Raw genomic sequence first — 24418 nt, 5'->3', positions numbered from 1 at the left:
TGTGCCGGCCTCAGCGCGTCTCGCACGCATCCGGCTGCCGCGTGTCGGCCTTGAAGTAGTCGGCCTTCTGCTGCGCCGTGAAGCCGCCCCCCACAATGGCGCAGGCTTGCCGGCGCCACGCGTCGAGATCGAGATCCCAGACGGCAGCGACTTCGGTGCCCGCGGCATAGAGCCAACGCCCGTCGTCGCTGACGGAAAGCTGGGCGACGGGCTGGCGCGGGTCGTGGTACAGCGCCTGCGGAATCGGCAGCGGCCGGTCGGCATGGCTGTCGAGCAGGAACAGGTTGCCGTGGTCGTCGCCGGCGACGACAAATGGCGCATCCGGGACGGCAAGCGAGGTGATGACGCCCGACGCATCCTGCTTGAGCAATACTGGCGCGACCGATGCCTTGGCGGGATCCGTGGATGGCTGTGGTCCGATCGCAAGCCGGTACACCTTCCCGAGGTAGTTGCCTGCGACCAGCGCATTGCCCTGGTGGTCGAAAGCGAGGCTCGTGATCTGGCCACGCGGCAGGTCCTGGAACTGGCGCACCAATGTGGCCCGCGCGCCAGCGCAATCGGGCGCGGAAACGTCGATGCGCCACAGGCTGAGGCGGTCGTCGTCGGACACGGCAAGCTCGCTGCCGCCGGGGCGGAATACGGCATTGGTGGCGCGCGCAAGATCGTCCGGCAGTGGTATCTGGCACGGCGTTGATGCGCCGGGTTTGCCGGCTGCCGGCAAGCGCCACATCTGCAGGCGGCGGCCATTGCCGGGATCGTCGGAGCGTATCGCGAGCAAATCGGCGCCTGCACTGAGCGCGAGGCGGGCCTGCTTGCCGGCCCTGACGTCCGGCAGCGGCAGGCCTGCGCCGTCGGTACCGACCATCCACACATTGCCGCTGGCATCTGCCAGCGCCAGGCGTTGTGCCGCGCGCGACCATGCCAGCGCGGTGACGGGCGGCTGGAACTGACCGGGCAGGCGGCGCACGGCGGGCTGTGCGCCCTCGGCTTGCAGCATCGTCAGTCCCTGGCTATCGCTGGCGGCAGCCTGTGATGGGCTGCTGCCGGCAAGGGCCAGCAATTGCGGCGGGGCGTTGTCCTGCTTGCGCGCCACAATGCGTGCGATCGGATTGCGCGGCGTATCCACGCGCATCTGCAGCAGTTCGCCTTGTTCGGTCGAGGCCAGCAATTGCTGGTGCCCGCCCGGTGCAAGCCCGGTGATCTGCGCGGGCAAGTCGATCAGCTCGTTGCGCACGACCTGCATGCCTTCGGGGTCGAGCTGCCATTTGATGACACGGCCGTCCCATCCGCCGGACAGCAGTTGCCGGTCGCCTGTGAAGACGAGCCGGACGACCGCGTCGTCATGGCCGGAAAGCGGACGGGGCCAGCGCCCGCCATCCGCGGCGCGCCAGACATCGATGCGGCCGCTGCGCGTACCGGCCACGACAAGGCTGCCATCAGGACTCACGGCGACACTGTGGTAGCCGGAAAACCAGTCGGTGTTGCCGGGCGGCGAAGTCAGCTCCTGAGATGGGTCGGTTAGCAGCAATGGCCCAGGCGCGGCGCCCTCCGACAGGCCCCAGAGCCTTGCCTTGCCATCGCGCGATACCGTAGCGAGTTGGCGTCCGTTGTCGAACAGCGCCAGTCCGGTGACGCGCATGGCATGCGCGCGGCCGGTGGCGACCGGCTGCTGCCAGTTGCCGCCCGCACGGGCCAGGTCCCATATGACTACCCGGCCGCCTTCGAAGCCGGCGACCAGCCGCCGACCGTCACTGGCGAGCGCGGATACCGGACCCCAACCGGCCGACGGGCGTGCGCCGCGCGGCAGTGCCAGCCGCGTGGCCCGGCCGGGCTGCGCGATGCTCCACAGCGCCACGCTGCCGTCCTGGCCGCCCGTGGCGAGCGTCCCGGCTCCGGCCAGCACGAAAGCACGCACGCCTTGCGGATGCTGGTTGCGCAATTGCGCCTCGTCGAGGCTGGCGCTGCGTCCGCCCGGTGCCAATTCGACAATCTCGATGGCCCAGCGTCCGTTTTCGAGGCGCGCTGTCACGCGGTGCGTGGCATCGGCCTGGACTTCGAGCATGCGGCCGTCGGCGCGGGCCAGGTAGGCATCGATATGGCGTGCGCGATGCAGCGTGCCGAGCAGCGGGCGGCGGAAATCGAATGCATTGTCGGGGCGATCGTGCCCGTGTTGTCCGCGCGTGCCTTCGACGGCGGCGAGCAATGCCGCGTCGGGCGCCGGACGTGAATTGAGCAGCGAAAACAGCGCGTTCTGGCGCGCAAGATCCTGCTTGGTTGACCGCAGTTGCCATGCCGACAGCACGAAGCCGATCAGGAACAGCAGCGTGACCGTGCCCAGCGCATAACCCAATATGCGCCATTTGCGCGAGCGTGCGCGAGATTCGCGGTGGCGCCGGTATGCCGCCAGGAAGCGGTTCTCGGCTTCGCTGTGCATGTCTTCCGGTTCGAGCAGGGTGTCGTCGAGTTCTTCGGTGGACGTGAGCTTGCCGAAGACGCCCGGGTTCTCGCCGGACAGCGCCCACGCGCGCGCAAGTTGCTTCCAGTGCGGCAGGAACTGCGTGCGCCATTGGGCGTTGCTCGCGCGCAGCGGCTCGGTCAGGCGGTCGTGCGTGAGCTCGTACCACTGCGCGTCCTGCCGGCTCTGCGCACGCACGAGGTGATATTGCTGCAGCACGCCAAGTTCCGCCGCGGTGGGCGACGCGCGAACACCGGCATCGAGCGTCGCCTGTGCGCGCATATTCGCGGCGGTGATCAGCCGGCTTTCGATCCATTCGCGTACCACGCGCTGGCGCGCGCGGGTCGGCGCCGCAGCATCGAGGGCGAGGTTGCAGTACGAGGCCAGCGCGGCACCCGTGTCGAGCCGTTGCACCTGATCGAGCGTAATGACCGCACCGGCGGGCGGGGTGCCGGCTTCGCCAAAGCACTGTCGCCACAGGCTCAGGCCAACAACTTGCAGCTGGACCGGTTCGACAAAGCGGCCCTCGCGCATAACGGCCTGGCCATTTGCGTCGCGCGTGCGGATCTGCGCGAGGTCATGCACCAGGCGTTCCGCGGCGTCTTCGCGGAAATCCACACCCACGGCTTTTGCCGGCCCGGTCAACGCCTCCAGTGCCTGCTCGCGCGTCAGCAAGTCGATACGCATGGTGTTGGTGAGCCGCGTCGGCACGAGATCGCGATAGGCGTCGAGCCACGAGAAATATTCCTCGCGCATCGACACGAGTGCCCAGACCGGGCTGGCGCCGTGCTCGAGCACATCGCCGAGCTGCGCGAAAAACTCGCGCTTCTGCGCGATGTCGTCGCTGTCGAGCGTGAAGATCTCCTCGAACTGGTCGAGCACGATCATGAGCCGTCGCGGCCTGGTGTTGCTGGGCTGATCCTGCATGCGGGACACGCACGACAGCAGCGTGTCGTCCGCGCGCGGCTTTACGCCCGTGCGCGTGGCCCAGCAATGCAGCACGCTCGTGACATAACGGTTGGCACCGCCATACGGTGCGCTCACGCGCGCGGTGGGCAGCACGTCAAAGCGATCGGCCAGCCGCGGACGCAGCCCGGCTTCGATCAGCGAGGTCTTGCCCGCACCCGATGGCGAGTACAGCAGCACGATGCGGTCGGCGATGAGGCGGTCGCGCAACTCTTCGATCTCGGCGTCGCGGCCGAAGATGGGGTCGGTTTCGTCGAGTGGACTCGGGCCGATGTAGGGGCCGGCGTGGGCGTCTGCCATGTCATGGCTCCATGCGCTGCTGTAGCTCGGCGGTGAACATGCCGACATCGCCCCAGTACAACTTGAGCCTGGCCTTGTCCTGGAAATAGCGCTCCAGGTAGCGGCGCGCACTGACCGGGTCGACGATGCTGTTCGGATCGAGCTGTGCCGACAGGTGCTGGTATTCCTGCCGCAGGTCCGCTCCTTCGAGGTTCAGGATGCTGCGGAACAGGATGCGGAATTCCCACGACTGCACGTCGAAGCCGACGAAGAGCAGGGCGCTGTCGTTCAACCTTGCACGCACGGCAAGCGGGATCGCATTGCGGTTGACCGAGACGCTCGTGAGGTAATCGAAGTAGTGGTCTTCGGTGAGCACGAGCGAGCCGGGCTCGCGCAGGTCGCCGAACAGCTTGAGCACCATCGGCGCTTGCGCGGTCGGTGCGGCGCGCTTGCGGCCCTCGGCGAGCGCGTCGTCGCAAGCCTCGGCCTGGCGGTTCCAGCGGCATAGCCGCACGCTCGGATCGGCACCGTTCTCGCGCAGCGCATCGGGAAGGAGGTCGCTGGGGTCGGTGCTCAGGTACACCGGCAGCTTCAGACGCGCCATGGTGCGATACGGACTTTGCGGCTCGCGGTCGCGCTGCGCGCGGCCGACGGCGCTGACCACGTCGCTGAGCTGCGCGATGATGTCCTCGTTCTTCAGCGCGAGCAGCTCGGGTGGGAGCAGGTCGCGATACAGCTGCACGATATGCTGGTAGGCGAACTTGTAGAACAAGCGCCGCGGAAATACCCCCTGCTGTGAAACCGCGAGGTACTGGGCGACTTGCGGCAGCTCGTCGCGCTCGTGCGGCGCCATCGGGAAGTGGTAGGCCTCGGCCCACATTTGCGCGAGCTGCAGCCGTGAACCAAACACCGTTTCGCTCATCGCGGGGCCGAGGATTGGCGTGGTCTCGCCGTGGCGGATGTTCTCGATGACGGCGCGCCATGCGTCGCCGCCATCGCCGTCGTCGGGCGCGAAGCCAGGTGGATAGAAGATGCGGCCGCTGTCCAGTCGCGTGAACACCGCGGGCATCCACCAGTCCGGATGCTCGCTGACCGCCGCGCGTGCCACGCCGGCGGCGCGATCGACTTCGCCATGCTCGCGCAACTCGGCAAAAAAGAGCGGCAGGAACGCATCCATGGTGGCCATGCCGACATTGCCCTGCATCGCGAGCACGGCCGGCACGCCGGCCTGCGCGAGCAGAGGACCCAGCGCCATCAGCGTGCTGGCGCTGCGCGCGGCGCCAGCACCGGCGCTCTGGCATGAGCACAGCACGACCAGGCTCGGCGGGCGCTCCAGCGTGCCGATGCGGTTCACGAGCACGCTGCCGCTGACCGGATCGCGGCTGCCGTCGGCCTGTTCGAGCCAGAGCATGGGCTGGTCATCGACGAGCGCGCCGTGGCAGATCAGGCAGAACACGTCAGCGCCTTCCTGCAGCGCGGCGAAGATGCGGTCGATCGTGGCGTGGCCCGGCTCGGCCAGTGTCGTGGCTGGAATCGGCGCTAGCGCGGCAATGACGCGCGCGGCTTCGCCGGCCGCGTCGATCGGCTTGAGTTCGGGGCCCAGCCCGCTCGGGTTCGCTACGACCACGAGCGCGCTGACATCGCTCTTCGCGCGCAGGCGTGGCAGGCGCATCTCGCGCGCGAACAGGTAGCGCGAAAAGAAGCAGCGCTGGGTGATGAACAACGCGTGCTCGCCGGCGGGGTCGTACAGCGTTTCCCACGGCAGCGCGTGCAGTTCCCGCGCATCGACGCCGATGCGCAGGCGCACGCGCAGGTCCAGGCGACGCTCATTGGCCGATGCCTGGGCGACGACGAAGGCGTCACGCAGTGGCGGTGCGCCGAACAGGCTCGCGGCCAGCGCGCGGCCGCATACCTGCGGATCGGCATCGCGCAGGGCGGGGTCATCCGGCGCAAGCTTTAGCGCGACGCGTGGCGTGATGACGTCGCCTTCTGGCACGCGATGCCTGGCCTCGGCTTCGTATCCGCCCGCGGCATCCGTGCCGATGACGATTTCCAGTTCGGAGTAGTTGCGTGGCATGGGCGGTCGGGGGAGGGAGGCCTATGCCAAGGTTCGCGGATCGCCGGGCAGGTAGTGCCCGGTCACGTCGCGGTAGGCTGCCGAGGTACGCTTGCCCGGATAGCCGTCCAGTTTGACGAAGATTCCGGGGTACGTATTGAGCCAGCGCTGTAGCGCGTCTGCCTGCGCGATGACGGTGGCATCCATAGGCTTGCGCGCGGCATAGCGCACGACCAGCGGCGCATCTGTCTCGGCATGCGGTGGCTGGTCCGCGAAGCCGATCGCACCGGTCTCGGCCATGCGCCGCAGCAGTACCGCGGCGCCGCACTGGCGCGACACCGCCGTGTCGGACCACGTGCCATCAGCCACGTATTTGCCGCAAACGTAGTGGTTGGAAAAGCTCCAGAGGTAAGGCGTCGAGACCTGCGGATGGTAGGAGCGGTAGCCGAAGCCGTTGTACCGCTCCACCTGGAACAGCATGCCGGACAGGCTCCAGTCGGTGGCCGCGCCAAGTCCCTTGAGGGCCAGCGCATCGGCTGCACTGTCTTCCCAGCTGAACGGCGGCGAACTGGCGCGCGGGCGGCCGGCGGGCACATGCGTGGTGCGGGCGCCCAGCGGGTCGCCATTGTGGAGATGGCAATCGAACCGCTGGCCGCACTCCATGTTGTGGATCACGGCGATGAAGTGCCAGGGCACGCCTGAGAGGGTGCCCGCAGTCTCATAGCGAGGCCGGTTGCGTTCCAGTGACCTGACGAGCCCGTCGACGTCCGCCGCGCGCGCGGCGTTGATGACGCAGTTGTTGAACAGCGATGCGTAGTCCTGACGCAAGGCGTCCGTTAGCGCAATGGTGGCCATGATGCCTCCCATGCGGATTCGCTGACGGCGCCGACAGCGCCGAGCGTTCGCAAATACCCCGGCAAACGCAAAGCTGGCGGCCGGCGGCAACGGGCGCGAGCCGGTCCCCTCCGATGGCGCGCCATGCTGCGGTCGGGCCGTTCTGCGACGGCGCCGTGGCGCGCTGTGCCTGCTATCTGAAGGCTAGAAGGTGACACCCTCGATGGAAAGGTGCCGCGGACAAAACAAATGAAGATGAGATATGCAGAATATGCAATTCTCGATCAATCTGCCATCAAGGAGGGCTGCAGCGCCCTCATGCCTGGCGGGAAGGATCAGGCCAGGAGCTTCGGCGGCTCGGCCAGTTCCAGCATGCGGCAGATGTCTGCCATGCTGCCGACCATGGTGCGGCGCTGCGCGCCCTGGTAGATGCGAACGCCTTTCGATTGCCGGAACGGGACCGGCTTGACCGGTTGACGGGCGGCGGCAATGTGGTTGATTTGCGGCATGGCTACACCTCTCGATTTGGCAAAAGCAGCAAAAAGCGGCAAAAGCGGGGTCAACACCCGTCTGGCGGGCGGCATCGGTACAGCAAAAGGGGAGGGCGGCGACCGGCGCGCGGCTGGCCGCGTCGGTCAGAAGCCCGAGGAGCGGATCAGCCCGACGGCGATACCTTCCAGTGAGAATTCTTCTCGCCCGGGCGTGACCATGATGTTCGGAAAGTCCGGGTTTTCCGCGATCAGTTCGATCGCGCCGTCACGGCGCTGCAAGCGCTTGACGGTCACGTCATCGCCGAGCCGGGCCACGACGATCTTGCCGTTGGGCGCTTCGCTGGCCTTGCGCACGGCGAGCAGGTCGCCGTCGAGGATGCCGGCGTCGCGCATGCTCAGGCCGCGCACGCGCAGCAGGTAGTCGGGGCGTTCGTCGAAGACCGAGGCGTCTACCTGATACTGGCGGTCGATATGTTCGGCGGCGAGGATCGGGCTGCCGGCGGCCACGCGGCCCACCAGCGGCAACGTGAGCTGCATGATGCCGGACACGGGCAGCGAGAACTGGTCGGGCATCTCGGAATCGCTGCGCGCCACCTTGAGGCGGATGCCGCGCGAGGCGCCCGGCGTCAGTTCGATCACGCCCTTGCGTGCCAGCGCCCGCAGATGCTCTTCCGCGGCATTGGGTGATGAGAAGCCGAACTCGGCAGCAATCTCGGCGCGCGTGGGCGGAAAGCCCGTATTGCGGATCGTGTTGCGGATCAGATCGAAAATCTGCTGCTGCCGGGGTGTCAGGGTCGCCATGGAAGCGCTTTCTTGATGAGTGCCCCGGTGCAATACGGCTGCCAGCCAGGCGGGCACTGTATGTTTAAACAGTATGCCTGTGATTTTATACAGTATCGGCACAAGCGCAAGCAGAATTTCAGAGCCGTCTGCTCGACTTCGGGTTTGCCGGCATGCCGCAGGTAGAATCGGCGAACCTTTACTTCCTCGTGCCCTGCCCATGTCACGATCCATGTCCCAGCTTCCCCGCGTCGTCATTCTGGCTACCGGCGGCACCATTGCCGGCGCTTCCGCCAATCCGGCCAGCAGTGCGCGCTATCAGGCTGCAACGGTGCCGGTGACGACGCTGCTGGCTGCCGTGCCGGCGCTGCAATCCGTGGCCAGGGTTGAGGCCGAGCAGGTGGCGCAGGTCGACAGCAAGGACATGGTGTTCTCTCTATGGTCGACGCTGGCGGCGCGCGTGCAGCACTGGTCGGGCCAGCCGGACGTCGCGGGCATTGTCATTACGCACGGCACCGACACGCTGGAAGAAACCGCCATGTTCCTGCACCTGACGCAGGCTTGCCCGGTGCCGGTGGTGCTGACTGCGGCGATGCGGCCGTCGACCTCGCTGTCCGCCGATGGTCCGCTAAACCTGCTCGATGCGGTTCGGGTTGCGGCCCATCCCGATGCCTGCGGCAAGGGCGTGCTGGTCGTGCTGAACCAGCAGATCCACGCGGCGCGCGACGTGGTCAAGGCGCATACGTCCGCGGTAGATGCTTTCGTATCGGTACCATGCGGGCCGCTTGGCTTCGTGCAGGACGAGCTGGTGCGCATTGCCCGCGCGCCGGTGCGGTCTGGCGTGGGGGTGTTGCCAGTGCCGCAGCATTGGCCCGATGTGGAGATCATCGCCAGCTATGCGCAACCTGGCCGCATGGTGGTGGATGCCCTCGTCGGCGCTGGTGTGCGGGGGATCGTCGTAGCGGCGGCGGGCAACGGCTCGGTACACGAGACGCTCGTGGCCGCGCTCAGGGATGCCGTGGCGGCTGGCGTCGCGGTGGTCCGCAGTTCGCGTACCGCGGCGGGTCATGTGGCGATTCCGCCAGTTGTTGATCCTCTCGGCGGGGCATTCCTTTCCGCCGCCGATCTCAATCCCTATAAGGCCAGGGTCCTGCTGTTGCTGGCCCTGGCGCAGGATCCGGGGCTCGCTTCCGACCCGGAGCGCCTGCAAGGGCAGTTTGCCTCTTCGTGACAGCGGTTGCGCGTTTGTCAATAGCCGGGCTATAATTTAAGGCTATTCAACCTTGCCGCACCGGACGTGACGCCCGGGTGGCTCATCCAAAAGGAGCGTCAATGCGTCATTACGAAATCGTCTTCATCGTCCATCCGGACCAGAGCGAACAAGTCCCGGCCATGATCGAGCGCTACAAGTCGCTCGTGACGTCGCAAGGCGGTCAGGTTCACCGCGTGGAAGACTGGGGCCGTCGCCAGATGGCTTACATGATCCAGAAGCTGGCCAAGGCTCACTACGTTTGCGTCAACATCGAGTGCGGCAAGGAAACCCTGGCTGAACTGGAGCACGCCTTCAAGTTCAATGACGCCGTGCTGCGTCATCTGATCGTGCAGACCAAGAAGGCTGAAACCGCTCCTTCGCCGATGATGAAGGAAGTGCAGCGCGAAGAAGCCCGTAAGGCCGCGCAAACGACCACCGAAGGCCAGGCCGCCTGAATGCGGACTGCGGTGCCTGTCGTGGCTGGCAAAGCTGACCACGGCGGCATGGGCAACACACTGCAAGGGGCCGCGCGTTGAACCAGCTTCGGCTAGCCGCCACCTTGGCGGAACGCGATGCTCTCAGGTATACCCCGGCCGGCGTGCCCGTCGTGAACTGCATCTTGCAGTACAGCGGCGAGGCGGTCGAGGCGGATACGCCGAGGCAGGTCGAGTTTGCCATTGCTGCGATGGGGATCGGGCCGGTTGGCCAGCGCCTGGAGCGATTGCCGCTCGGCACGCTGCTCGACTGCGAAGGATTCCTGACTCGCAAGCACCGCAACAGCAAGGCCCTCGTCTTTCACATCACCGGATGTAAAGCATTCGTAAAGGATTGAATCATGGCATTCATCAAACGTGACAACAAGAACAAGAAGCGCTTCCAGCAACAGAACCCGCTGTTCAAGCGCAAGCGCTTCTGCCGCTTCACCGTGGCTGGCGTGGAACAGATCGACTACAAGGATCTGGACACCCTGAAGGACTTCATCGGCGACAACGGCAAGATCACGCCGGCTCGCCTGACCGGTACCAAGGCTCACTATCAGCGTCAGCTGGATACGGCCATCAAGCGCGCCCGCTTCCTGGCGCTGATGCCGTACACCGACCTGCACAAGAACTGATAGTCCAGGCCATAGGTCCGTAAAGGAGAGAACACGATGCAAATTATTCTGCTGGAAAAAGTGATCAACCTGGGCAACCTGGGTGACATCGTCAAGGTGAAGGATGGTTACGCCCGTAACTTCCTGATCCCGAGCAAGAAGGCCCGCCGCGCCACGCAAACCGCGATCCAAGAGTTCGAGGTGAAGCGCGCCGAACTGGAAAAGGCTGCTGCCGAGAAGCTGGCCGCTGCGCAAGCTGAAGGCGAGAAGCTGAACGGCCAGACCGTCCAGATCAGCCAGAAGTCGGGTGTGGACGGCCGCCTGTTCGGTTCCGTGACCAATGCCGACATCGCCATTGCCCTGGGCACCCAAGGCTTCAAGGTCGAGAAGGCTCAGGTTCGCCTGCCGAACGGCCCGCTGAAGACCGTTGGCGAGCACCCGGTCGCCGTTGCCCTGCACACCGACGTGGTGGTCGACGTGACCGTCGCCGTCGTGGGCGAGCAAGTCTAAGCAAGACCTTGCGTGGCCGGCCTGTCCGGCAAGCGCAACAAGAAAGGCAGGAGCATGGCTCCTGCCTTTTTTCTTTGTCTGCGGCATCCGCGCCGTGTCACCTCCGTTTTCGCTGCACACGTTCTGGTGTCAAGGCCTGATGCCGAATTGTTGCCGCTCATTTGTCAGGCGGGTAGCGTCCGCCCGCCGGTATAATCCCACCCCATGAACGCGCCCGTCGCCGACCCCCAACTCGACAGTCTCAAGGTACCCCCGCATTCGATCGAGGCCGAGCAATCGGTACTCGGTGGTCTGTTGCTGGACAATGCCGCCTGGGACCGTATTGCCGATTTCATCTCCGAAGCGGACTTCTACCGCTTTGACCACCGGATGATCTTCCAGAGCATCGCGAAGCTGATCTCCGCCACCAAGCCGGCGGACGTGATCACGGTCTTCGAGATGCTGCAGGTGGCCGGCAAGGCCGAGGAAGTCGGTGGCCTTGCGTACCTGAACTCGCTCGCGCAGAACACGCCTAGCGCCGCCAATATCCGGCGCTACGCGGAAATCGTGCGCGAGCGTGCGGTGCTGCGCAAGCTGGTGACGGTGGCGGATGACATCGCTTCGTCGGCATTTGCGCCACAGGGCCGTGAAGTCCGCGAACTGCTGGATGCAGCAGAATCCAAGGTCTTCGCGATTGCCGAAGAGGGCTCGCGCGGCCAGAAGGGTTTCCAGGAAATCCAGCCGCTGCTGACGCAGGTGGTCGAGCGTATCGACGAGCTGTACCACCGCGATTCGACTACCGACGTGACCGGCGTGCCGACCGGCTTCATCGACCTCGATAAGATGACCAGCGGCATGCAGCCCGGTGATCTGGTCATCGTGGCAGGCCGCCCGTCGATGGGCAAGACGGCCTTCTCGCTGAATATCGGCGAACACGTGGCCGTGGAACAGGGCCTTCCGGTCGCGGTGTTCTCGATGGAAATGGCGGGCACCCAGCTGGCCATGCGTATGCTGGGTTCGGTCGGTCGCCTGGACCAGCACCGCCTGCGTACCGGCCGGCTGCTCGACGAAGACTGGCCGCGCCTGACGCATGCGATCCAGCGCATGAACGACGCCCAGCTCTTCATCGACGAGACGCCCGCGCTGAATCCGATGGAACTGCGTGCGCGCTCGCGCCGGCTGGCACGCCAGTGCGGGCAGCTCGGCCTGATCATCATCGATTACCTGCAGCTGATGTCGGGCTCCGGTGGCGGTGAGAACCGGGCGACCGAAATCTCGGAGATTTCCCGTTCGCTGAAGGGCCTGGCCAAGGAACTGAACTGCCCGGTGATCGCGCTGTCGCAGCTGAACCGAAGCCTGGAGCAGCGCCCGAACAAGCGCCCGGTGATGTCCGACCTGCGTGAATCCGGCGCTATCGAACAGGATGCCGACGTGATCCTGTTCATTTACCGCGACGAAGTCTACAACCAGGATTCGCAGGACAAGGGCACGGCCGAAATCATTATCGGCAAGCAGCGTAACGGTCCGATCGGCACGGTGCGCCTGACCTTCCTGGGCCAGTTCACCAAGTTCGATAACTTCAGTGGCGGTCCTGCCTTCTTCGACAACGACAACTGAAGTCAAGCCTGCCTGCGAACAAGCGTCTCGTTTGCGACATATGGGCGGGCATTGCAGCAACAACCCTGTAAAATATTGCGCTTTGATGACGGGGGCTCAAAAAGCTGCCGTCGCGCGACGCATTGCGCATCCTCCAGCAACAAACCAAGCGGCGCCATGGCGCTGCGACAAGGAACATTCCATGTTCGGCCGATTCATGCCCACTGAGGGCAAGTTCTTCGAATACTTTAACCAGCATGCCGACTGCGCGGTGACTGCCGCCCATGAACTGCAGACACTGGTCAATGACTTGCCCAATGCCGAGGCGCATGCCCGCCGGGTCCAGGCCACAGAAAAGAAGGCCGACCGGATCACGCACGACACCATCGACCTGCTGCACAAGACCTTCATCACGCCACTGGACCGCGACGAGATCCACAAGCTCATCACGACCATGGACGACATCCTGGACCTGATGGAAGACGTGGCGGAAACCATTTCGCTGTACGACGTGACCAGCCTGACCGATGAGGCGCTGCGTCTCGCCGCCATCTGCGTGCAGTGCTGCGATCAGGTCAAGATCGCCGTGGGCCTGCTCGAGGACATGGGCAACGCGAGCACCATCCTGAAGACCGCTCAGCAGATCGACCAGCTGGAATCGGAAGCTGACCGCGTGATGCGCTCGGCCATGTCGAAGCTGTTCCGCGACGAGACCGACGTCAAGCGGCTGATCAAGCTGAAGGCCATCTACGAACAGCTCGAAACGATTACCGACAAGTGCGAGGACGTGGCCAACATCATTGAAGGCATCGTCCTGGAAAACGCCTGAAGCGGAATCGGCAATGCATACCATTCAAATGAGCCTGTGGGTGATCGGCCTGCTGGTGGCGCTCGCACTGCTGTTCGATTTTATGAACGGCTTTCACGATGCAGCCAACTCGATCGCCACGGTGGTGTCTACGGGCGTGCTCAAGCCGCACCATGCGGTGGCCATGGCGGCAATGTGCAACGTCGTCGCGATCTTCATCTTCCACCTGAAGGTGGCAGCCACCGTCGGTACCGGCACCGTAGACGTCAATATCGTTGACCACTACGTGATTTTCGGTGCGCTGGTCGGGGCCATCGCGTGGAACGCGATCACGTGGTACTACGGTATTCCTTCGTCGTCGTCGCATGCGCTGATCGGCGGTTTGGTCGGGGCTGCGGTGGCCAAGGCTGGCACCGGTGCACTGGTGGGCAACGGCCTGCTGAAGACCGTTGCCTTTATCGTGATCTCGCCGCTGCTGGGTCTCATCCTCGGCTCGCTGATGATGGTGATCGTGGGCTGGACCTTCTTCCGTACGCCGCCGTCGCGCGTGGACCGCTGGTTCCGCCGGCTGCAGCTCGCGTCGGCGTCGCTGTACAGCCTGGGCCACGGCGGCAATGACGCGCAGAAGACCATCGGTATCATCTGGATGCTGCTGATCGCCAGCGGCCATGTCGCGGCGGGCGGCGAACCGCCGGTGTGGGTGATCGTGAGCTGCTACGTGGCGATTGGCATGGGCACGCTGTTCGGCGGCTGGCGCATCGTGCGGACGATGGGGCAGAAGATCACCAAGCTGAAGCCTGTCGGCGGCTTCTGTGCCGAAACCGGTGGCGCGATGACGCTGTTCCTGGCATCGGCGCTGGGTGTGCCTGTGTCGACCACCCACACGATTACCGGCGCGATCGTCGGTGTGGGCTCCGCGCAGAAGATGTCGGCGGTCCGCTGGGGCGTGGCTGGCAACATCGTATGGGCCTGGGTGCTGACCATTCCGGCCTCCGCGTTCATGTCCGCGATAGCGTGGTGGGTTGGCCGCCACATCCTGTAAGGCTGGGTGGATATCCGCGTATGAAGAAAAGCCAGGCACTTGCCTGGCTTTTTTGTCGTTCTGGAAGTCGCTATTTATTGGCGAAAGCCGCGATCGGATCGTCGTCGACAGCCGGGACGGGGTCAGGTGGCGCAGCGGGGGGCACTGGTGTCGGGACAGGACTGGCGGGCTGAACCGGCAGCGGCTGGTTGACGGCCGCCACCACGCGGCGCGCGCCGTTGTATCGCGATGCCCAGTATGGCTTGCCCATGTCCTCGAGCCGCACCGTGCCGCCAGTGGACGGCGCGTGCACGAATCGGTTCTGGCCGACGTAGATGCCGACATGGGAATTGGCGCGCCCTGTTGTATTGAAGAAGACGAGGTCGCCTGAAGCTACCTCGCTTCGGTCCAGCGCCGAGCCGCGCGTGCCCATGGCTTCGGTGGTGCGCGGCAGGTTGACGTCGGCGGCGCGCGCAACCACGTATCGCACCAGGCCACTGCAGTCGAAGCCGCTGTCCGGCGTATTGCCACCGTAGCGGTATGGCGTGCCGACCAGCGACATGGCCTGGATCGAAATTTCTTCCAGTCCCGCACTCGGATCGATCATCGGCTTGCCCGGGGTGCGGGGCAGACTGGCGTGGCGGGTCGGCGCGCCGGCGCACGCCACGAGCAGCAGCGCGGCGGCACATACCAGCGGCAGCCGTGCCCCGGCAGGAACCGCGGGCAGGCGCAGCCGGATGGCGCGAAGAACAGGGGAACGGCGCGAAGGCATCCTTGCTGGGTCGGTCGCCAGCCTTGACCCGGATCCTTTCGCTACCAGCGCAACTGTGCGTCGCGGCTGCCGGTGCCGATCTTGATGGTCTTGGTCTGGCCCTTGTAACTGGCCTCGATATTGTAGCTGCCTTCTGGCGCACGTATGAGGCAGCGTGGGCCGGCGGCGCGGAACGTGGCAATTTCCTGCTCGTCGCGCAACAGGCGCACGGCGACGTCAGACAGGAATTCGCCGTTGCTGCCCTGCGTGAACAGAATGCCCATATTGAAATTCTTTTCCAGGTCGGCCAGTGCCTTGCGTTCGTCTTCGGCGATGCCGCCGCAGACATAGCTTACCGGGCCCATGGTGCGGATCACCATTTCGTCGGCGGCGTGTGCGGGCCGCCATGCGGTGCTCAGCGCCATCCCCGCGGAGGCCAGTGCAGCCAATGCCAGCATGCGCTTGCGGTCCTGCAGGCGCAGCGTAGCCGGGACGCGCGGTTGCTGAGGGGTCATCGACGCCTCCTGTCGGGCAATCTCACAGCGAACGGGACAAGCGCCCGCGGCCCGTGGGCCGGGGAGCGAACCATGTCCGCCGGCCGGGCCACGAGGGCCGGCCGGCGGCAAGCCTTACAGTACGTCGCCAGCGTGATCGGCCAGGCGCGAGCGCTCGCCGCGCGCCAGCGTGATGTGGCCGCTGTGGCTCCAGCCCTTGAAGCGGTCCACCACGTAGGTCAGGCCCGACGAACCTTCGGTCAGGTACGGCGTATCGATCTGCGCGATATTGCCCAGGCAGATGATCTTGGTGCCCGGGCCCGCGCGCGTGACCAGCGTCTTCATCTGCTTCGGCGTCAGGTTCTGCGCTTCATCGATGATGACGAACTTGTTGACGAAGGTGCGGCCGCGCATGAAGTTCATGCTCTTGACCTTGATGCGCGAGCGGATCAGTTCCTGCGTGGCAGCGCGGCCCCATTCGCCCGCGCTGTCGTCGCTCTTCTGCAGGACTTCGAGGTTGTCGTCAAAGGCGCCCATCCACGGCTGCATCTTCTCTTCCTCGGTGCCGGGCAGGAAGCCGATGTCCTCGCCGACCGGCACGGTAGCGCGGGTGACGATGATCTCGTTGTACAGCTTCTGGTCCAACACCTGTTCCAGACCCGCGGCCAGGGCCAACAGCGTCTTGCCGGTGCCGGCCTGGCCAAGCAGCGTGACGAAGTCGATGTCCGGGTTCATCAGCAGGTTCAGCGCGAAGTTCTGCTCCCGGTTCCGGGCCGTCACGCTCCACACATTGTTCTTGTGGTGCGTGTAGTCCTTGAGCGTTTGCAGCAGCGCGGTCTTGCCGTTGATTTCCTTGACCTGCGCGTAGAGCGGCAGGCTGCCGTCAACCGGCTCCAGGTAGACGAACTGGTTGACCAGGAAGGAGGGCACGAGCGGGCCGGTCAGGCGATAGAACATCGCGCCAGTCTTGGGGTCCTGCCAGCTTTCCACGCCCTTGCCGTGCTTGGCCCAGAAGTCGCTGGGCAGCTGCATCACGCCTGCGTAGAGCAGGTCCTTGTCTTCGAGAACCTGGTCGTTGTAGTAGTCCTCGGCCGGCAGCCCCAAGGCACGCGCCTTGATGCGCATGTTGATGTCTTTCGACACCAGCACGACCTCGCGCTCGGGGTACTGCTGCTGCAGCGCGCTGACCACGCCCAGGATCTGGTTGTCGGCCTTGCCTTGCGGCAGGCCTTCGGGCAGCTTGATGTCGTTGAGCTTGGTCTGGAAAAACAGCTTGCCCTGCGCGTCGCGGTTGCCGAGCTTGGCCAGCGGCAGGCCGTCATCGAGCCCGCCGCCGGTGCCGCTCACGAGCGAATCGAGCGTGCGGCTGACCGTGCGCGCATTGCGCGCAACTTCGCTCATGCCCTTCTTGTGGTTGTCGAGCTCTTCGAGCGTCATCATCGGCAGATAGACGTCGTGCTCTTCAAAGCGGAACAGCGAGCTCGGGTCGTGCATCAGCACGTTGGTGTCGAGCACGAACAGCTTGCTCGGACCTTCGGTCTTGCGTGCGCGGCGCGTCGGGCCGGCGGCCGGTTTGACCAGGCTGACCGGAGGTGTGGCGGCGGGCGTTGCGGGAATGTCTTGCGTGGGTGTCGAACGGGCGCGGGTGCCACCGGCAGCGCGCGCCTTGACGGCAGGCGCCTGTGTTTCGCCGGTTTCCAGCAATGCCACGCGTTCGAGCGCCGGCACAGGTTTTTTCCCCTGTGCGACGGCTTTGGCCTTGGGCACCGCAGTGACCGGAGCGAACTCGCTCGGATCCAGCAATTGGGCAGGCTTGGCGGGCATGGTAGGCAGCGGCATGCTTGGCTTTCCTTTCAGGGGGACAAGATGGGGGCGGAACTATCCGTGTGGCAACTCGCAAGGAGAATGCCAGCGGCCACCGGGGCATGCACGCGCGAGGCACCCGGGGCATCGGATAAACAAAAAAGCCGCCAGCCCTGCGGTACAGGTTTGGCGGCTTGCTTGCGGACCTGCGACACGGCAGATCCGCTACCGGCCTGCGGCGCGAACCGCCTGGGCCAGGAAGTCGAATCAGCGTGGCATCCGGAATCTGAACTCATTACGACCCAATGTATCCGAAGGTTTTCGGTTTGGCAATTGCCAGTCACGCGGGGTATGCGTGGTGTCGCAGCAATGCCAATCGGCTCGCGTTGCCGGAGGCCACGCGGATGGTGTTTCAGAGACCGCGCACGATCTCCAGCACCTCGTCCACGTGGTTGGGTACCTTGATGCCGCGCAGCTCGTGGCGCAGGATGCCCTTGCCGTCGATGATGAAAGTACTGCGTTCGACGCCGCGGTGTTCCTTGCCATATAGCTTTTTCATCTTCATGACATCGAAGAGATTGCACACGGCCTCGTCGGGATCCGAGATCAGTTCGAACGGCAGTTCGAGTTTCGCCTTGAAGTTCTCGTGCGAGCGCAGGCTGTCACGCGAGATGCCGAACACGGTCACGCCGGCCTTGATGAAGTCGTCGTACTGGTCGCGGAAGTTCATGGCCTCGGTCGTGCAGCCGGGGGTGTTGTCCTTCGGGTAGAAGTACAGCACCACGGTCTTGCCGCGGTGCTCGGACAGGCGGAAGGTACCGCCGTCACCAGTGACCGGTGCGCTGAAGTCGGGCACTGCCTTGTTGAGACTGACTGTCATTATTATGGCTCCAGGGGAGGGGCGGTGTCGGAGACGCTGCGAGAGTGTGGGCACAGGGGGCACGGGTAGCGCGCCTGCGTCACGGAAGGGGCAGATTGGGGCGTGCAGCCGAACTTCAAGCGTGGCGTCGCCTTAACTTTCCCTGGCGGCCAATGACGGCTCAGTTGTCCGTGGCTTCCGGCTCCAGCAGCAGCACGGCCGCCACCTTGCGCCCTTCCGCCATCAGGATATTGTAAGTGCGGCATGCGGCCTGCATGTCCATGGCGTCGACTCCGACATGCTTGCGCGCGAGCGACGCGGTCAGGCGCGGGTGTGGAAAGCGCAGCTTCGAACCCGTGCCCAGCAGCACGACTTCGGGCCCGAGTTCGGCCAGCGTCTCAAAGTGGGCGGGCTCGAGGTCTTCGAAGCGTTGTACCGGCCAGGGACGGACTTCACCCTCCGGCAGTACCAGGACTGAGTGCGTGTGACGTATCAGGTTGATTTCAATGTAGTCTGGCCCGTAGGCCGTGACGGTATTGAGCGACTGTGGCTGGTCAGCGTGGAGTTTCAATTTGGGCCCCGGAGGCGGCCTGGCTGGCGCAGCGGTGCCTTCCGCGGGGCGGATGGCCGGCAGCGCGGGCAGGCAGCGGGTTGGCGGCAGGCTGCAGGCGCGGGCGGCGGGTATCCCCGAGGCACGCTGCAATGCAAGAATTGCTGCCGAAGTCTGTCATAATCCGATAAATTATAGCTTTTGCCTCCGTGTCTGCCACTTTCGCGGCGTGACTGCGTTGCATCGCAGCGGACGGCGCCCTGAGACACTCCATCCGGATTCCCATGTTCGCTGCCGCCGACGCGGCAGTTTTCGCCTCCGCCGATATCGCCGTGAAACCCATCCAGAAATCCAACAAACTCAATAACGTTTGCTACGACATCCGCGGCCCGGTGCTGGAAAAGGCCAAGCAGATGGAGGAAGAGGGGCACAAGATCATCAAGCTGAATATCGGCAACCTGGCCGTATTCGGTTTCGATGCCCCGGAGGAAATCCAGCAGGACATGATGCGCAACCTGCCGAATTCGGCGGGCTATTCGGATTCCAAGGGCATTTTCGCCGCGCGCAAGGCGATCATGCATTACACGCAGCAGAAAAATATCCAGGGCGTCGGCCTGGAAGACATCTACGTGGGCAATGGCGCCTCGGAACTGATCGTGATGGCGGTCAACGCGCTGCTCAACAGCGGCGACGAGGTTCTGGTGCCGGCGCCGGACTATCCGCTGTGGACTGCGGCAGTGAGCCTGTCGGGTGGCACGCCGGTGCACTATATCTGCGACGAGTCCAACGAGTGGATGCCTGATCCGGCCGATATCCGTGCCCGCATCACGCCGCACACCAAGGCCATCGTCATCATCAACCCGAACAACCCGACCGGCGCGCTGTATTCGGACGAACTGCTGCTCGAGATCGTCGCGATCGCGCGCGAGCACGGGCTGATCATCTTCGCCGACGAGATCTACGACAAGGTCCTGTACGACGGCAATGTCCACACCTCGATCGCCTCGCTGTCGACCGACGTGCTGACGGTGACCTTCAACGGCCTGTCCAAGAACTACCGCTCGTGCGGCTACCGTGCCGGATGGATGGTGGTGTCGGGCGACAAGCGTCCGGCGCTCGACTATATCGAGGGCCTGAACATGCTGTCCTCGATGCGTCTGTGCGCGAACGTGCCGGGGCAGTGGGCCATCCAGACCGCGCTGGGCGGCTACCAGAGCATCAACGACCTGGTTGCCGAAGGCGGCCGCCTGCGTCGCCAACGCGACCTGGCCTATGAGCTGATCACCGCGATTCCGGGCGTGAGCTGCGTCAAGCCCAAGGCCGCGCTGTACCTGTTCCCGAAGCTGGACCTGTCGATGTACCCGGTGCAGGACGACCAGGAGTTCATTTACGAACTGCTGCAGGAGTCCAAGGTGCTGCTGGTACAGGGCTCCGGCTTCAACTGGGACAAGCCGGACCACTTCCGAATCGTATTCCTGCCGCATGAGGAGGATCTGCGCGAGGCGATCAATCGCATTGCGCGCTTCCTGGAGGCGTATCGAAAACGCCACGGCAAGGTGGCTGCCTGATCAGGTGGCCGCTGCAACTTATCCTTAGCAACCTAGAGTCAGATCGTCCATGAACCCCATCAAAGTTGGCCTGCTCGGCATCGGTACCGTCGGTAGCGGCACGTTTAACGTGCTCAAGCGCAACCAGGAAGAAATTCGCCGCCGCGCTGGCCGCGGCATCGAGATCGCTGTGGTGGCGGATCTCAACACCGAGCGCGCACGCGAGCTGACCAACGGCGAAGTCGAAATTGTCAACGACGCCAACCTGGTGGTGGCGCGCCCGGACATCGACATCGTGGTCGAGCTGATCGGCGGCTACGGCATCGCGCGTGAGCTGGTGCTGAAGGCCATCGAGAACGGCAAGCACGTGGTCACCGCCAACAAGGCGCTGCTGGCCGTGCACGGCAACGAGATCTTTGAAGCCGCACGCAGGAAGGGCGTGATCGTCGCGTTCGAGGCCGCAGTGGCCGGTGGCATCCCCATCATCAAGGCACTCCGCGAAGGCCTGACCGCGAACCGCATCCAGTGGATCGCCGGCATCATCAACGGCACCACGAACTTCATCCTGTCCGAGATGCGCGACAAGGGCCTGGATTTCAACACGGTCCTGAAGGAAGCTCAGCAACTCGGCTATGCCGAGGCCGATCCGACCTTCGACATCGAAGGTGTCGACGCCGCGCACAAGGTCACGCTGATGAGCGCCATCGCGTTCGGCATGCCGGTGCAGTTCGAAAAGGCCCATGTGGAAGGCATCACCAAGCTGGCCGCGACCGACATCAAGTACGCCGAGGAACTGGGCTACCGCATCAAGCTGCTGGGCATCACGCGCCGCCGTGACGATGGCGTGGAACTGCGCGTGCATCCGACGCTGGTGCCAGCCTCGCGCCTGATCGCCAACGTGGAAGGCGCGATGAACGCGGTGCTGGTGCAGGGCGATGCCGTGGGCGCCACGCTGTACTACGGCAAGGGCGCCGGCGCCGAGCCGACCGCCTCGGCCGTGATTGCGGATCTGGTGGACGTGACCCGCCTGCACACCGCCGACCCGAATCACCGCGTCCCGCACCTGGCGTTCCAGCCGGACGAGCTGTCGAACGTGCCGGTGCTGCCGATCGAGGAAATCAACAGCGCCTACTACCTGCGCATGCGCGTGTCCGACGAGACCGGCGTGCTGGCCGAGATCACGCGCATCCTGGCCGAGGGGGGCATCTCCATCGACGCGATGCTGCAGAAGGAATCGCGCGAGGGCGAGCCGCAGACCGACATCATCATCCTGACCCACGTGACGCGCGAGAAGCATGTCAATGCCGCCATTGCGAAGATCGAGTCGCTGCCGACTGTGCTGTCGCCGGTCACGCGCCTGCGCATGGAAGAACTGAACTGATCGGCAGGATATTCCGGACCCATGAAATACCAGTCGACCCGCGGCCACGAAGTGCCGCAATCGTTCTCTGAAATCCTGCTGGGCGGCCTGGCGCCGGACGGCGGCCTGTACCTGCCCGTGCAGTACCCACAGGTCACCGCCGACGAGCTGGAGGCCTGGCGCAAGCTGTCGTACGCCGACCTGGCGTTCGAGATCCTGAGCAAGTTCTGCGACGATATCCCGGCCGAGGACCTGCGCGCGCTGACGCGCAAGACCTATACCGCCGAGGTGTACTGCAACGCGCGCGCCGGCGATAACACCGCCGACATCACGCCGCTGCGCACGCTGGGCGAGGAAGGCGGCACGAAGCTGCAACTGCTGGGCCTGTCCAACGGCCCGACGCTGGCCTTCAAGGACATGGCCATGCAACTGCTCGGCAATATGTTCGAGTACGCGCTGGGCCGTGCCGGGCTGGAGCTCAACATCCTGGGCGCCACGTCCGGCGATACCGGCAGCGCTGCCGAATACGCGATGCGCGGCAAGCGCGGCATCCGCGTGTTCATGCTGAGCCCGCACCGCAAGATGAGCGCGTTCCAGACCGCGCAGATGTTCAGCCTGCAAGATCCGAACATCTTCAACCTGGCGGTGGAAGGTGTGTTCGATGATTGCCAGGACATCGTCAAGGCGGTCTCGAACGACCTCGAATACAAGGCCCGCCAGCGTATCGGTACGGTCAATTCGATCAACTGGGCGCGTGTGGTGGCCCAGGTCGTGTACTACTTCAAGGGCTGGCTGCTCGCGACCACGGGCCCAGGCCAGAAGGTGTCGTTCTGCGTGCCGTCGGGCAACTTCGGCAACGTCTGCGCCGGCCATATCGCGCGCATGATGGGTTTGCCGATCGACAAGCTCGTGGTTGCCACCAACGAGAACGACGTACTCGACGAGTTCTTCCGCACAGGCGCCTACCGTGTGCGCAAGTCGGCCGAGACTTACCATACGTCGAGCCCGAGCATGGATATCTCGAAGGCGTCGAACTTCGAACGCTTCATCTTCGACCTGCTCGGCCAGGACGCCGGCAAGCTGGCCGCGCTGTTCCGCGATGTGGACGAGAAGGGCGGCTTCGACCTGTCGGGGACGCCCGAGTACGAGCGCATCCGCGGCGAGTTTGGCTTTGTCTCGGGCCGCAGCACGCACGGGGACCGCGTGGCGACGATCCGCGACATGTCGGCGCGCTATGGCATCACGATCGATACCCATACCGCGGATGGCATCAAGGTGGCGCGTGAGCATCTCAGCGCCGACGTGCCGATGGTAGTGCTGGAAACCGCGCTGCCGGCCAAGTTTGCCGACACCATCCGTGAAGCGCTGGGCCACGAGCCCGAGCGCCCGGCGGCGTTCGAAGGCATCGAGAAGCTGCCGCAGCGCTTCGAGGTGATGGCCAACGACGCCAGCCAGGTCAAGGCCTTTATCGCTGGTCACACCGGCCTGTAAGCGGAGCGGGCGCCAATGTGGCTGCGGCGCCGCCGCATGCCTTGGCGGCGCCAACTCGCTACAATCAGGCTAGCCGTGGCCCAGTCGCGGCCCCCGGATTGCCCGCCAGGTCGAATGACCCAGTGCGACGCAATGCGCGGGCCGTTTTTCATGGGCGCCCAGAAATCACACATCCCACCATGACCCAAGCTGCAGCGTCTTCCCGCCCCCCGATGCTGACCATGGCCCAGGCGCTCGACGCCTTGCTGGCCGCCGCCCGCCCGCTGGCGCAGTTCGAGCAGGTCGATACCCTGGCCGCCAACGGCCGCGTGCTGGCCACGCCGGTCACCAGTTCCCTGCAGGTGCCGCCCGCCGACAATACGTCGATGGATGGCTACGTGATGCGTGCCGCGGACGTACCCGCAGCCGGTACACGCTTGCCGGTGTCGCAGCGTATTCCGGCCGGCCATGTCGGTACGGAACTGGCGCCGGGCACCGCCGCACGCATTTTCACCGGCGGGCTGATCCCGCCGGGCGCCGACGCGGTGGTGATGCAGGAACAGTGCGTGGCCGATGGCAATGACGTGATCGTCAACCACGTGCCGCAGTCCGGCGAGTGGATCCGCCGCGCCGGCGAGGACATCGAAGCCGGTAGTGTGATCCTGCCCGCCGGTACGCGGCTGACACCGCAGGCGTTGGGTCTGGCTGCTTCCGTGGGCCAGGCACGGCTGGAGGTGGTGCGGCGTGTACGCGTCGCAGTGTTCTTCACGGGCGACGAGCTGGCCATGCCTGGCGAGCCGCTGAAGCCGGGTGCCATCTACAACTCGAATCGCTTCACGCTGCGTGGACTGCTCGAGAACCTCGGTTGCGAAGTCAGCGACCTTGGCATCGTCCCCGATACGCTGGCTGCCACGCGAGAGACCCTGCGCAAGGCTGCGCAGGGCCACGACCTGATCATCACGTCGGGCGGTGTCTCGGTCGGCGAAGAGGACCACATCAAGCCCGCGGTCGAAGCCGAAGGGCGTCTCGACATGTGGCAGATCGCTATCAAGCCAGGCAAGCCACTGGCGTTCGGGCACGTGAACCATGGCAGCAGCGATGCGGCGTTCTTCCTTGGGCTGCCGGGCAACCCGGTGTCGAGCTTCGTCACGTTCCTGCTGTTCGTGCGGCCATTCATCCTGCGCCTGCAAGGCGTGGCCGACGTGGCGCCGCGGCGCCTGCCGCTGCGAGCGGACTTCGAACTGAAGAAGGGCGACCGCCGCAACGAGTTCCTGCGCGCGCGCATCAACGCCAATGGCGGCCTGGACCTGTTCCCGAACCAGAGTTCGGGCGTGCTGACCTCCACGGTGTGGGGCGACGGCTTGATCGACAACCCGCCCGACCGGGCGATCGCGCACGGCGATACCGTGCAGTTCATTCCGTTCGACGGCCTGCTCGCATAGTGGGCCATAAGGTGCAAGAAGT

22 protein-coding genes are annotated in these 24418 nt (G+C 65.0%); 12 read left to right on the top strand and 10 right to left on the bottom strand.

All coding sequences use genetic code 11. From position 1 onward, the window contains the following. Positions 1 to 10 precede the first annotated feature (10 nt). From ACIGJG_RS10370 to lexA, 5 genes are all read right to left on the bottom strand, one after another. A complete protein-coding gene (locus ACIGJG_RS10370) occupies positions 11 to 3721 on the bottom strand; it encodes an nSTAND1 domain-containing NTPase (protein WP_483672302.1) in 3711 nt (1236 codons plus the stop codon). Between the two features lies 1 nt (position 3722). Next, complete coding sequence (locus ACIGJG_RS10365; RefSeq protein WP_483672301.1) at positions 3723 to 5777, bottom strand: CHAT domain-containing protein; 2055 nt, start codon at positions 5775 to 5777, stop codon at positions 3723 to 3725. Between the two features lie 21 nt (positions 5778 to 5798). Further along, positions 5799 to 6611 carry a hypothetical protein gene (locus tag ACIGJG_RS10360; RefSeq protein ID WP_011298172.1) on the bottom strand — a complete coding sequence of 271 codons (813 nt, stop codon included), beginning with the start codon at positions 6609 to 6611 and terminating at the stop codon, positions 5799 to 5801. A 314-nt stretch (positions 6612 to 6925) separates the two neighbouring features. Beyond that, the gene (locus tag ACIGJG_RS10355) at positions 6926 to 7099 is read right to left on the bottom strand and encodes a hypothetical protein (protein WP_011298171.1); all 174 of its coding nucleotides are present in this window, start codon (positions 7097 to 7099) and stop codon (positions 6926 to 6928) included. Positions 7100 to 7225: 126 nt separating this feature from the next. Further along, a complete protein-coding gene (gene lexA / locus ACIGJG_RS10350; protein ID WP_011298170.1) occupies positions 7226 to 7882 on the bottom strand; it encodes a transcriptional repressor LexA in 657 nt (218 codons plus the stop codon). 211 nt (positions 7883 to 8093) lie between these two features. Here lexA and ACIGJG_RS10345 point away from each other — a divergent pair, with 211 nt between their 5' ends. From ACIGJG_RS10345 to ACIGJG_RS10310, 8 genes are all read left to right on the top strand, one after another. Continuing rightward, the gene (locus tag ACIGJG_RS10345; protein WP_041679637.1) at positions 8094 to 9092 is read left to right on the top strand and encodes an asparaginase; all 999 of its coding nucleotides are present in this window, start codon (positions 8094 to 8096) and stop codon (positions 9090 to 9092) included. Positions 9093 to 9193: 101 nt separating this feature from the next. Further along, a complete protein-coding gene (gene rpsF, locus ACIGJG_RS10340; RefSeq protein WP_011298168.1) occupies positions 9194 to 9568 on the top strand; it encodes a 30S ribosomal protein S6 in 375 nt (124 codons plus the stop codon). Between the two features lie 77 nt (positions 9569 to 9645). Continuing rightward, positions 9646 to 9945: a primosomal replication protein N gene (gene priB / locus ACIGJG_RS10335; RefSeq protein WP_011298167.1), complete on the top strand. Its 300-nt coding sequence runs from the start codon at positions 9646 to 9648 to the stop codon at positions 9943 to 9945. A gap of 3 nt (positions 9946 to 9948) precedes the next feature. Next, positions 9949 to 10227, top strand: coding sequence for a 30S ribosomal protein S18 (gene rpsR / locus ACIGJG_RS10330; protein ID WP_011298166.1), 279 nt, complete (start codon positions 9949 to 9951; stop codon positions 10225 to 10227). Positions 10228 to 10263: 36 nt separating this feature from the next. Continuing rightward, entirely contained in the window at positions 10264 to 10716 is a 453-nt protein-coding gene (rplI, locus tag ACIGJG_RS10325; RefSeq protein ID WP_011298165.1) for a 50S ribosomal protein L9, read from the top strand. 204 nt (positions 10717 to 10920) lie between these two features. Continuing rightward, a complete protein-coding gene (locus ACIGJG_RS10320) occupies positions 10921 to 12312 on the top strand; it encodes a replicative DNA helicase (RefSeq protein WP_011298164.1) in 1392 nt (463 codons plus the stop codon). A gap of 181 nt (positions 12313 to 12493) precedes the next feature. Beyond that, positions 12494 to 13120 carry a DUF47 domain-containing protein gene (locus ACIGJG_RS10315; protein ID WP_011298163.1) on the top strand — a complete coding sequence of 209 codons (627 nt, stop codon included), beginning with the start codon at positions 12494 to 12496 and terminating at the stop codon, positions 13118 to 13120. A gap of 13 nt (positions 13121 to 13133) precedes the next feature. Further along, positions 13134 to 14141, top strand: coding sequence for an inorganic phosphate transporter (locus ACIGJG_RS10310; RefSeq protein WP_011298162.1), 1008 nt, complete (start codon positions 13134 to 13136; stop codon positions 14139 to 14141). Positions 14142 to 14211: 70 nt separating this feature from the next. Here the strand turns inward: ACIGJG_RS10310 and ACIGJG_RS10305 are convergent, their stop codons facing one another. The 5 genes from ACIGJG_RS10305 to ACIGJG_RS10285 all read right to left on the bottom strand — a co-directional run bounded on the left by ACIGJG_RS10305 (position 14212) and on the right by ACIGJG_RS10285 (position 18598). After that, complete coding sequence (locus tag ACIGJG_RS10305) at positions 14212 to 14892, bottom strand: C40 family peptidase (protein WP_011298161.1); 681 nt, start codon at positions 14890 to 14892, stop codon at positions 14212 to 14214. Between the two features lie 41 nt (positions 14893 to 14933). Beyond that, complete coding sequence (locus ACIGJG_RS10300; protein ID WP_140950863.1) at positions 14934 to 15386, bottom strand: hypothetical protein; 453 nt, start codon at positions 15384 to 15386, stop codon at positions 14934 to 14936. Between the two features lie 114 nt (positions 15387 to 15500). Continuing rightward, entirely contained in the window at positions 15501 to 17204 is a 1704-nt protein-coding gene (locus ACIGJG_RS10295) for a PhoH family protein (protein WP_140950864.1), read from the bottom strand. Between the two features lie 376 nt (positions 17205 to 17580). Next, the gene (locus tag ACIGJG_RS10290; RefSeq protein ID WP_483672300.1) at positions 17581 to 18048 is read right to left on the bottom strand and encodes a peroxiredoxin; all 468 of its coding nucleotides are present in this window, start codon (positions 18046 to 18048) and stop codon (positions 17581 to 17583) included. Between the two features lie 160 nt (positions 18049 to 18208). Beyond that, positions 18209 to 18598, bottom strand: coding sequence for an Mth938-like domain-containing protein (locus ACIGJG_RS10285; RefSeq protein WP_011298157.1), 390 nt, complete (start codon positions 18596 to 18598; stop codon positions 18209 to 18211). A gap of 311 nt (positions 18599 to 18909) precedes the next feature. Between ACIGJG_RS10285 and ACIGJG_RS10280 the strand changes: the two genes are divergently transcribed. The 4 genes from ACIGJG_RS10280 to ACIGJG_RS10265 all read left to right on the top strand — a co-directional run bounded on the left by ACIGJG_RS10280 (position 18910) and on the right by ACIGJG_RS10265 (position 24396). Beyond that, positions 18910 to 20145 carry a pyridoxal phosphate-dependent aminotransferase gene (locus ACIGJG_RS10280; protein ID WP_041679980.1) on the top strand — a complete coding sequence of 412 codons (1236 nt, stop codon included), beginning with the start codon at positions 18910 to 18912 and terminating at the stop codon, positions 20143 to 20145. Positions 20146 to 20194: 49 nt separating this feature from the next. Beyond that, entirely contained in the window at positions 20195 to 21505 is a 1311-nt protein-coding gene (locus tag ACIGJG_RS10275; RefSeq protein ID WP_011298155.1) for a homoserine dehydrogenase, read from the top strand. A gap of 21 nt (positions 21506 to 21526) precedes the next feature. Then, the gene (thrC, locus tag ACIGJG_RS10270; RefSeq protein ID WP_011298154.1) at positions 21527 to 22975 is read left to right on the top strand and encodes a threonine synthase; all 1449 of its coding nucleotides are present in this window, start codon (positions 21527 to 21529) and stop codon (positions 22973 to 22975) included. 179 nt (positions 22976 to 23154) lie between these two features. Beyond that, positions 23155 to 24396, top strand: coding sequence for a molybdopterin molybdotransferase MoeA (locus ACIGJG_RS10265; protein ID WP_011298153.1), 1242 nt, complete (start codon positions 23155 to 23157; stop codon positions 24394 to 24396). The last annotated feature ends 22 nt before the right edge of the window (positions 24397 to 24418 follow it).

This window comes from Cupriavidus sp. C1SS-2L, assembly GCF_057073735.1.
Note: the sequence above shows the minus strand (reverse complement) of the source record. Positions and strands in the feature narration are given on the sequence as shown.

What these genes read in the sequence shown, in the direction of transcription:
- ACIGJG_RS10370 (WP_483672302.1), bottom strand. Translation starts at nt 3,721, where the DNA reads ATGGCAGACGCCCACGCCGGCCCCTACATCGGCCCGAGTCCACTCGAC.
- ACIGJG_RS10365 (WP_483672301.1), bottom strand. Translation starts at nt 5,777, where the DNA reads ATGCCACGCAACTACTCCGAACTGGAAATCGTCATCGGCACGGATGCC.
- ACIGJG_RS10360 (WP_011298172.1), bottom strand. Translation starts at nt 6,611, where the DNA reads ATGGCCACCATTGCGCTAACGGACGCCTTGCGTCAGGACTACGCATCG.
- ACIGJG_RS10355 (WP_011298171.1), bottom strand. Translation starts at nt 7,099, where the DNA reads ATGCCGCAAATCAACCACATTGCCGCCGCCCGTCAACCGGTCAAGCCG.
- lexA (WP_011298170.1), bottom strand. Translation starts at nt 7,882, where the DNA reads ATGGCGACCCTGACACCCCGGCAGCAGCAGATTTTCGATCTGATCCGC.
- ACIGJG_RS10345 (WP_041679637.1), top strand. Translation starts at nt 8,094, where the DNA reads ATGTCCCAGCTTCCCCGCGTCGTCATTCTGGCTACCGGCGGCACCATT.
- rpsF (WP_011298168.1), top strand. Translation starts at nt 9,194, where the DNA reads ATGCGTCATTACGAAATCGTCTTCATCGTCCATCCGGACCAGAGCGAA.
- rpsR (WP_011298166.1), top strand. Translation starts at nt 9,949, where the DNA reads ATGGCATTCATCAAACGTGACAACAAGAACAAGAAGCGCTTCCAGCAA.
- rplI (WP_011298165.1), top strand. Translation starts at nt 10,264, where the DNA reads ATGCAAATTATTCTGCTGGAAAAAGTGATCAACCTGGGCAACCTGGGT.
- ACIGJG_RS10320 (WP_011298164.1), top strand. Translation starts at nt 10,921, where the DNA reads ATGAACGCGCCCGTCGCCGACCCCCAACTCGACAGTCTCAAGGTACCC.
- ACIGJG_RS10315 (WP_011298163.1), top strand. Translation starts at nt 12,494, where the DNA reads ATGTTCGGCCGATTCATGCCCACTGAGGGCAAGTTCTTCGAATACTTT.
- ACIGJG_RS10310 (WP_011298162.1), top strand. Translation starts at nt 13,134, where the DNA reads ATGCATACCATTCAAATGAGCCTGTGGGTGATCGGCCTGCTGGTGGCG.
- ACIGJG_RS10305 (WP_011298161.1), bottom strand. Translation starts at nt 14,892, where the DNA reads ATGCCTTCGCGCCGTTCCCCTGTTCTTCGCGCCATCCGGCTGCGCCTG.
- ACIGJG_RS10300 (WP_140950863.1), bottom strand. Translation starts at nt 15,386, where the DNA reads ATGACCCCTCAGCAACCGCGCGTCCCGGCTACGCTGCGCCTGCAGGAC.
- ACIGJG_RS10295 (WP_140950864.1), bottom strand. Translation starts at nt 17,204, where the DNA reads ATGCCGCTGCCTACCATGCCCGCCAAGCCTGCCCAATTGCTGGATCCG.
- ACIGJG_RS10290 (WP_483672300.1), bottom strand. Translation starts at nt 18,048, where the DNA reads ATGACAGTCAGTCTCAACAAGGCAGTGCCCGACTTCAGCGCACCGGTC.
- ACIGJG_RS10275 (WP_011298155.1), top strand. Translation starts at nt 20,195, where the DNA reads ATGAACCCCATCAAAGTTGGCCTGCTCGGCATCGGTACCGTCGGTAGC.
- thrC (WP_011298154.1), top strand. Translation starts at nt 21,527, where the DNA reads ATGAAATACCAGTCGACCCGCGGCCACGAAGTGCCGCAATCGTTCTCT.
- ACIGJG_RS10265 (WP_011298153.1), top strand. Translation starts at nt 23,155, where the DNA reads ATGACCCAAGCTGCAGCGTCTTCCCGCCCCCCGATGCTGACCATGGCC.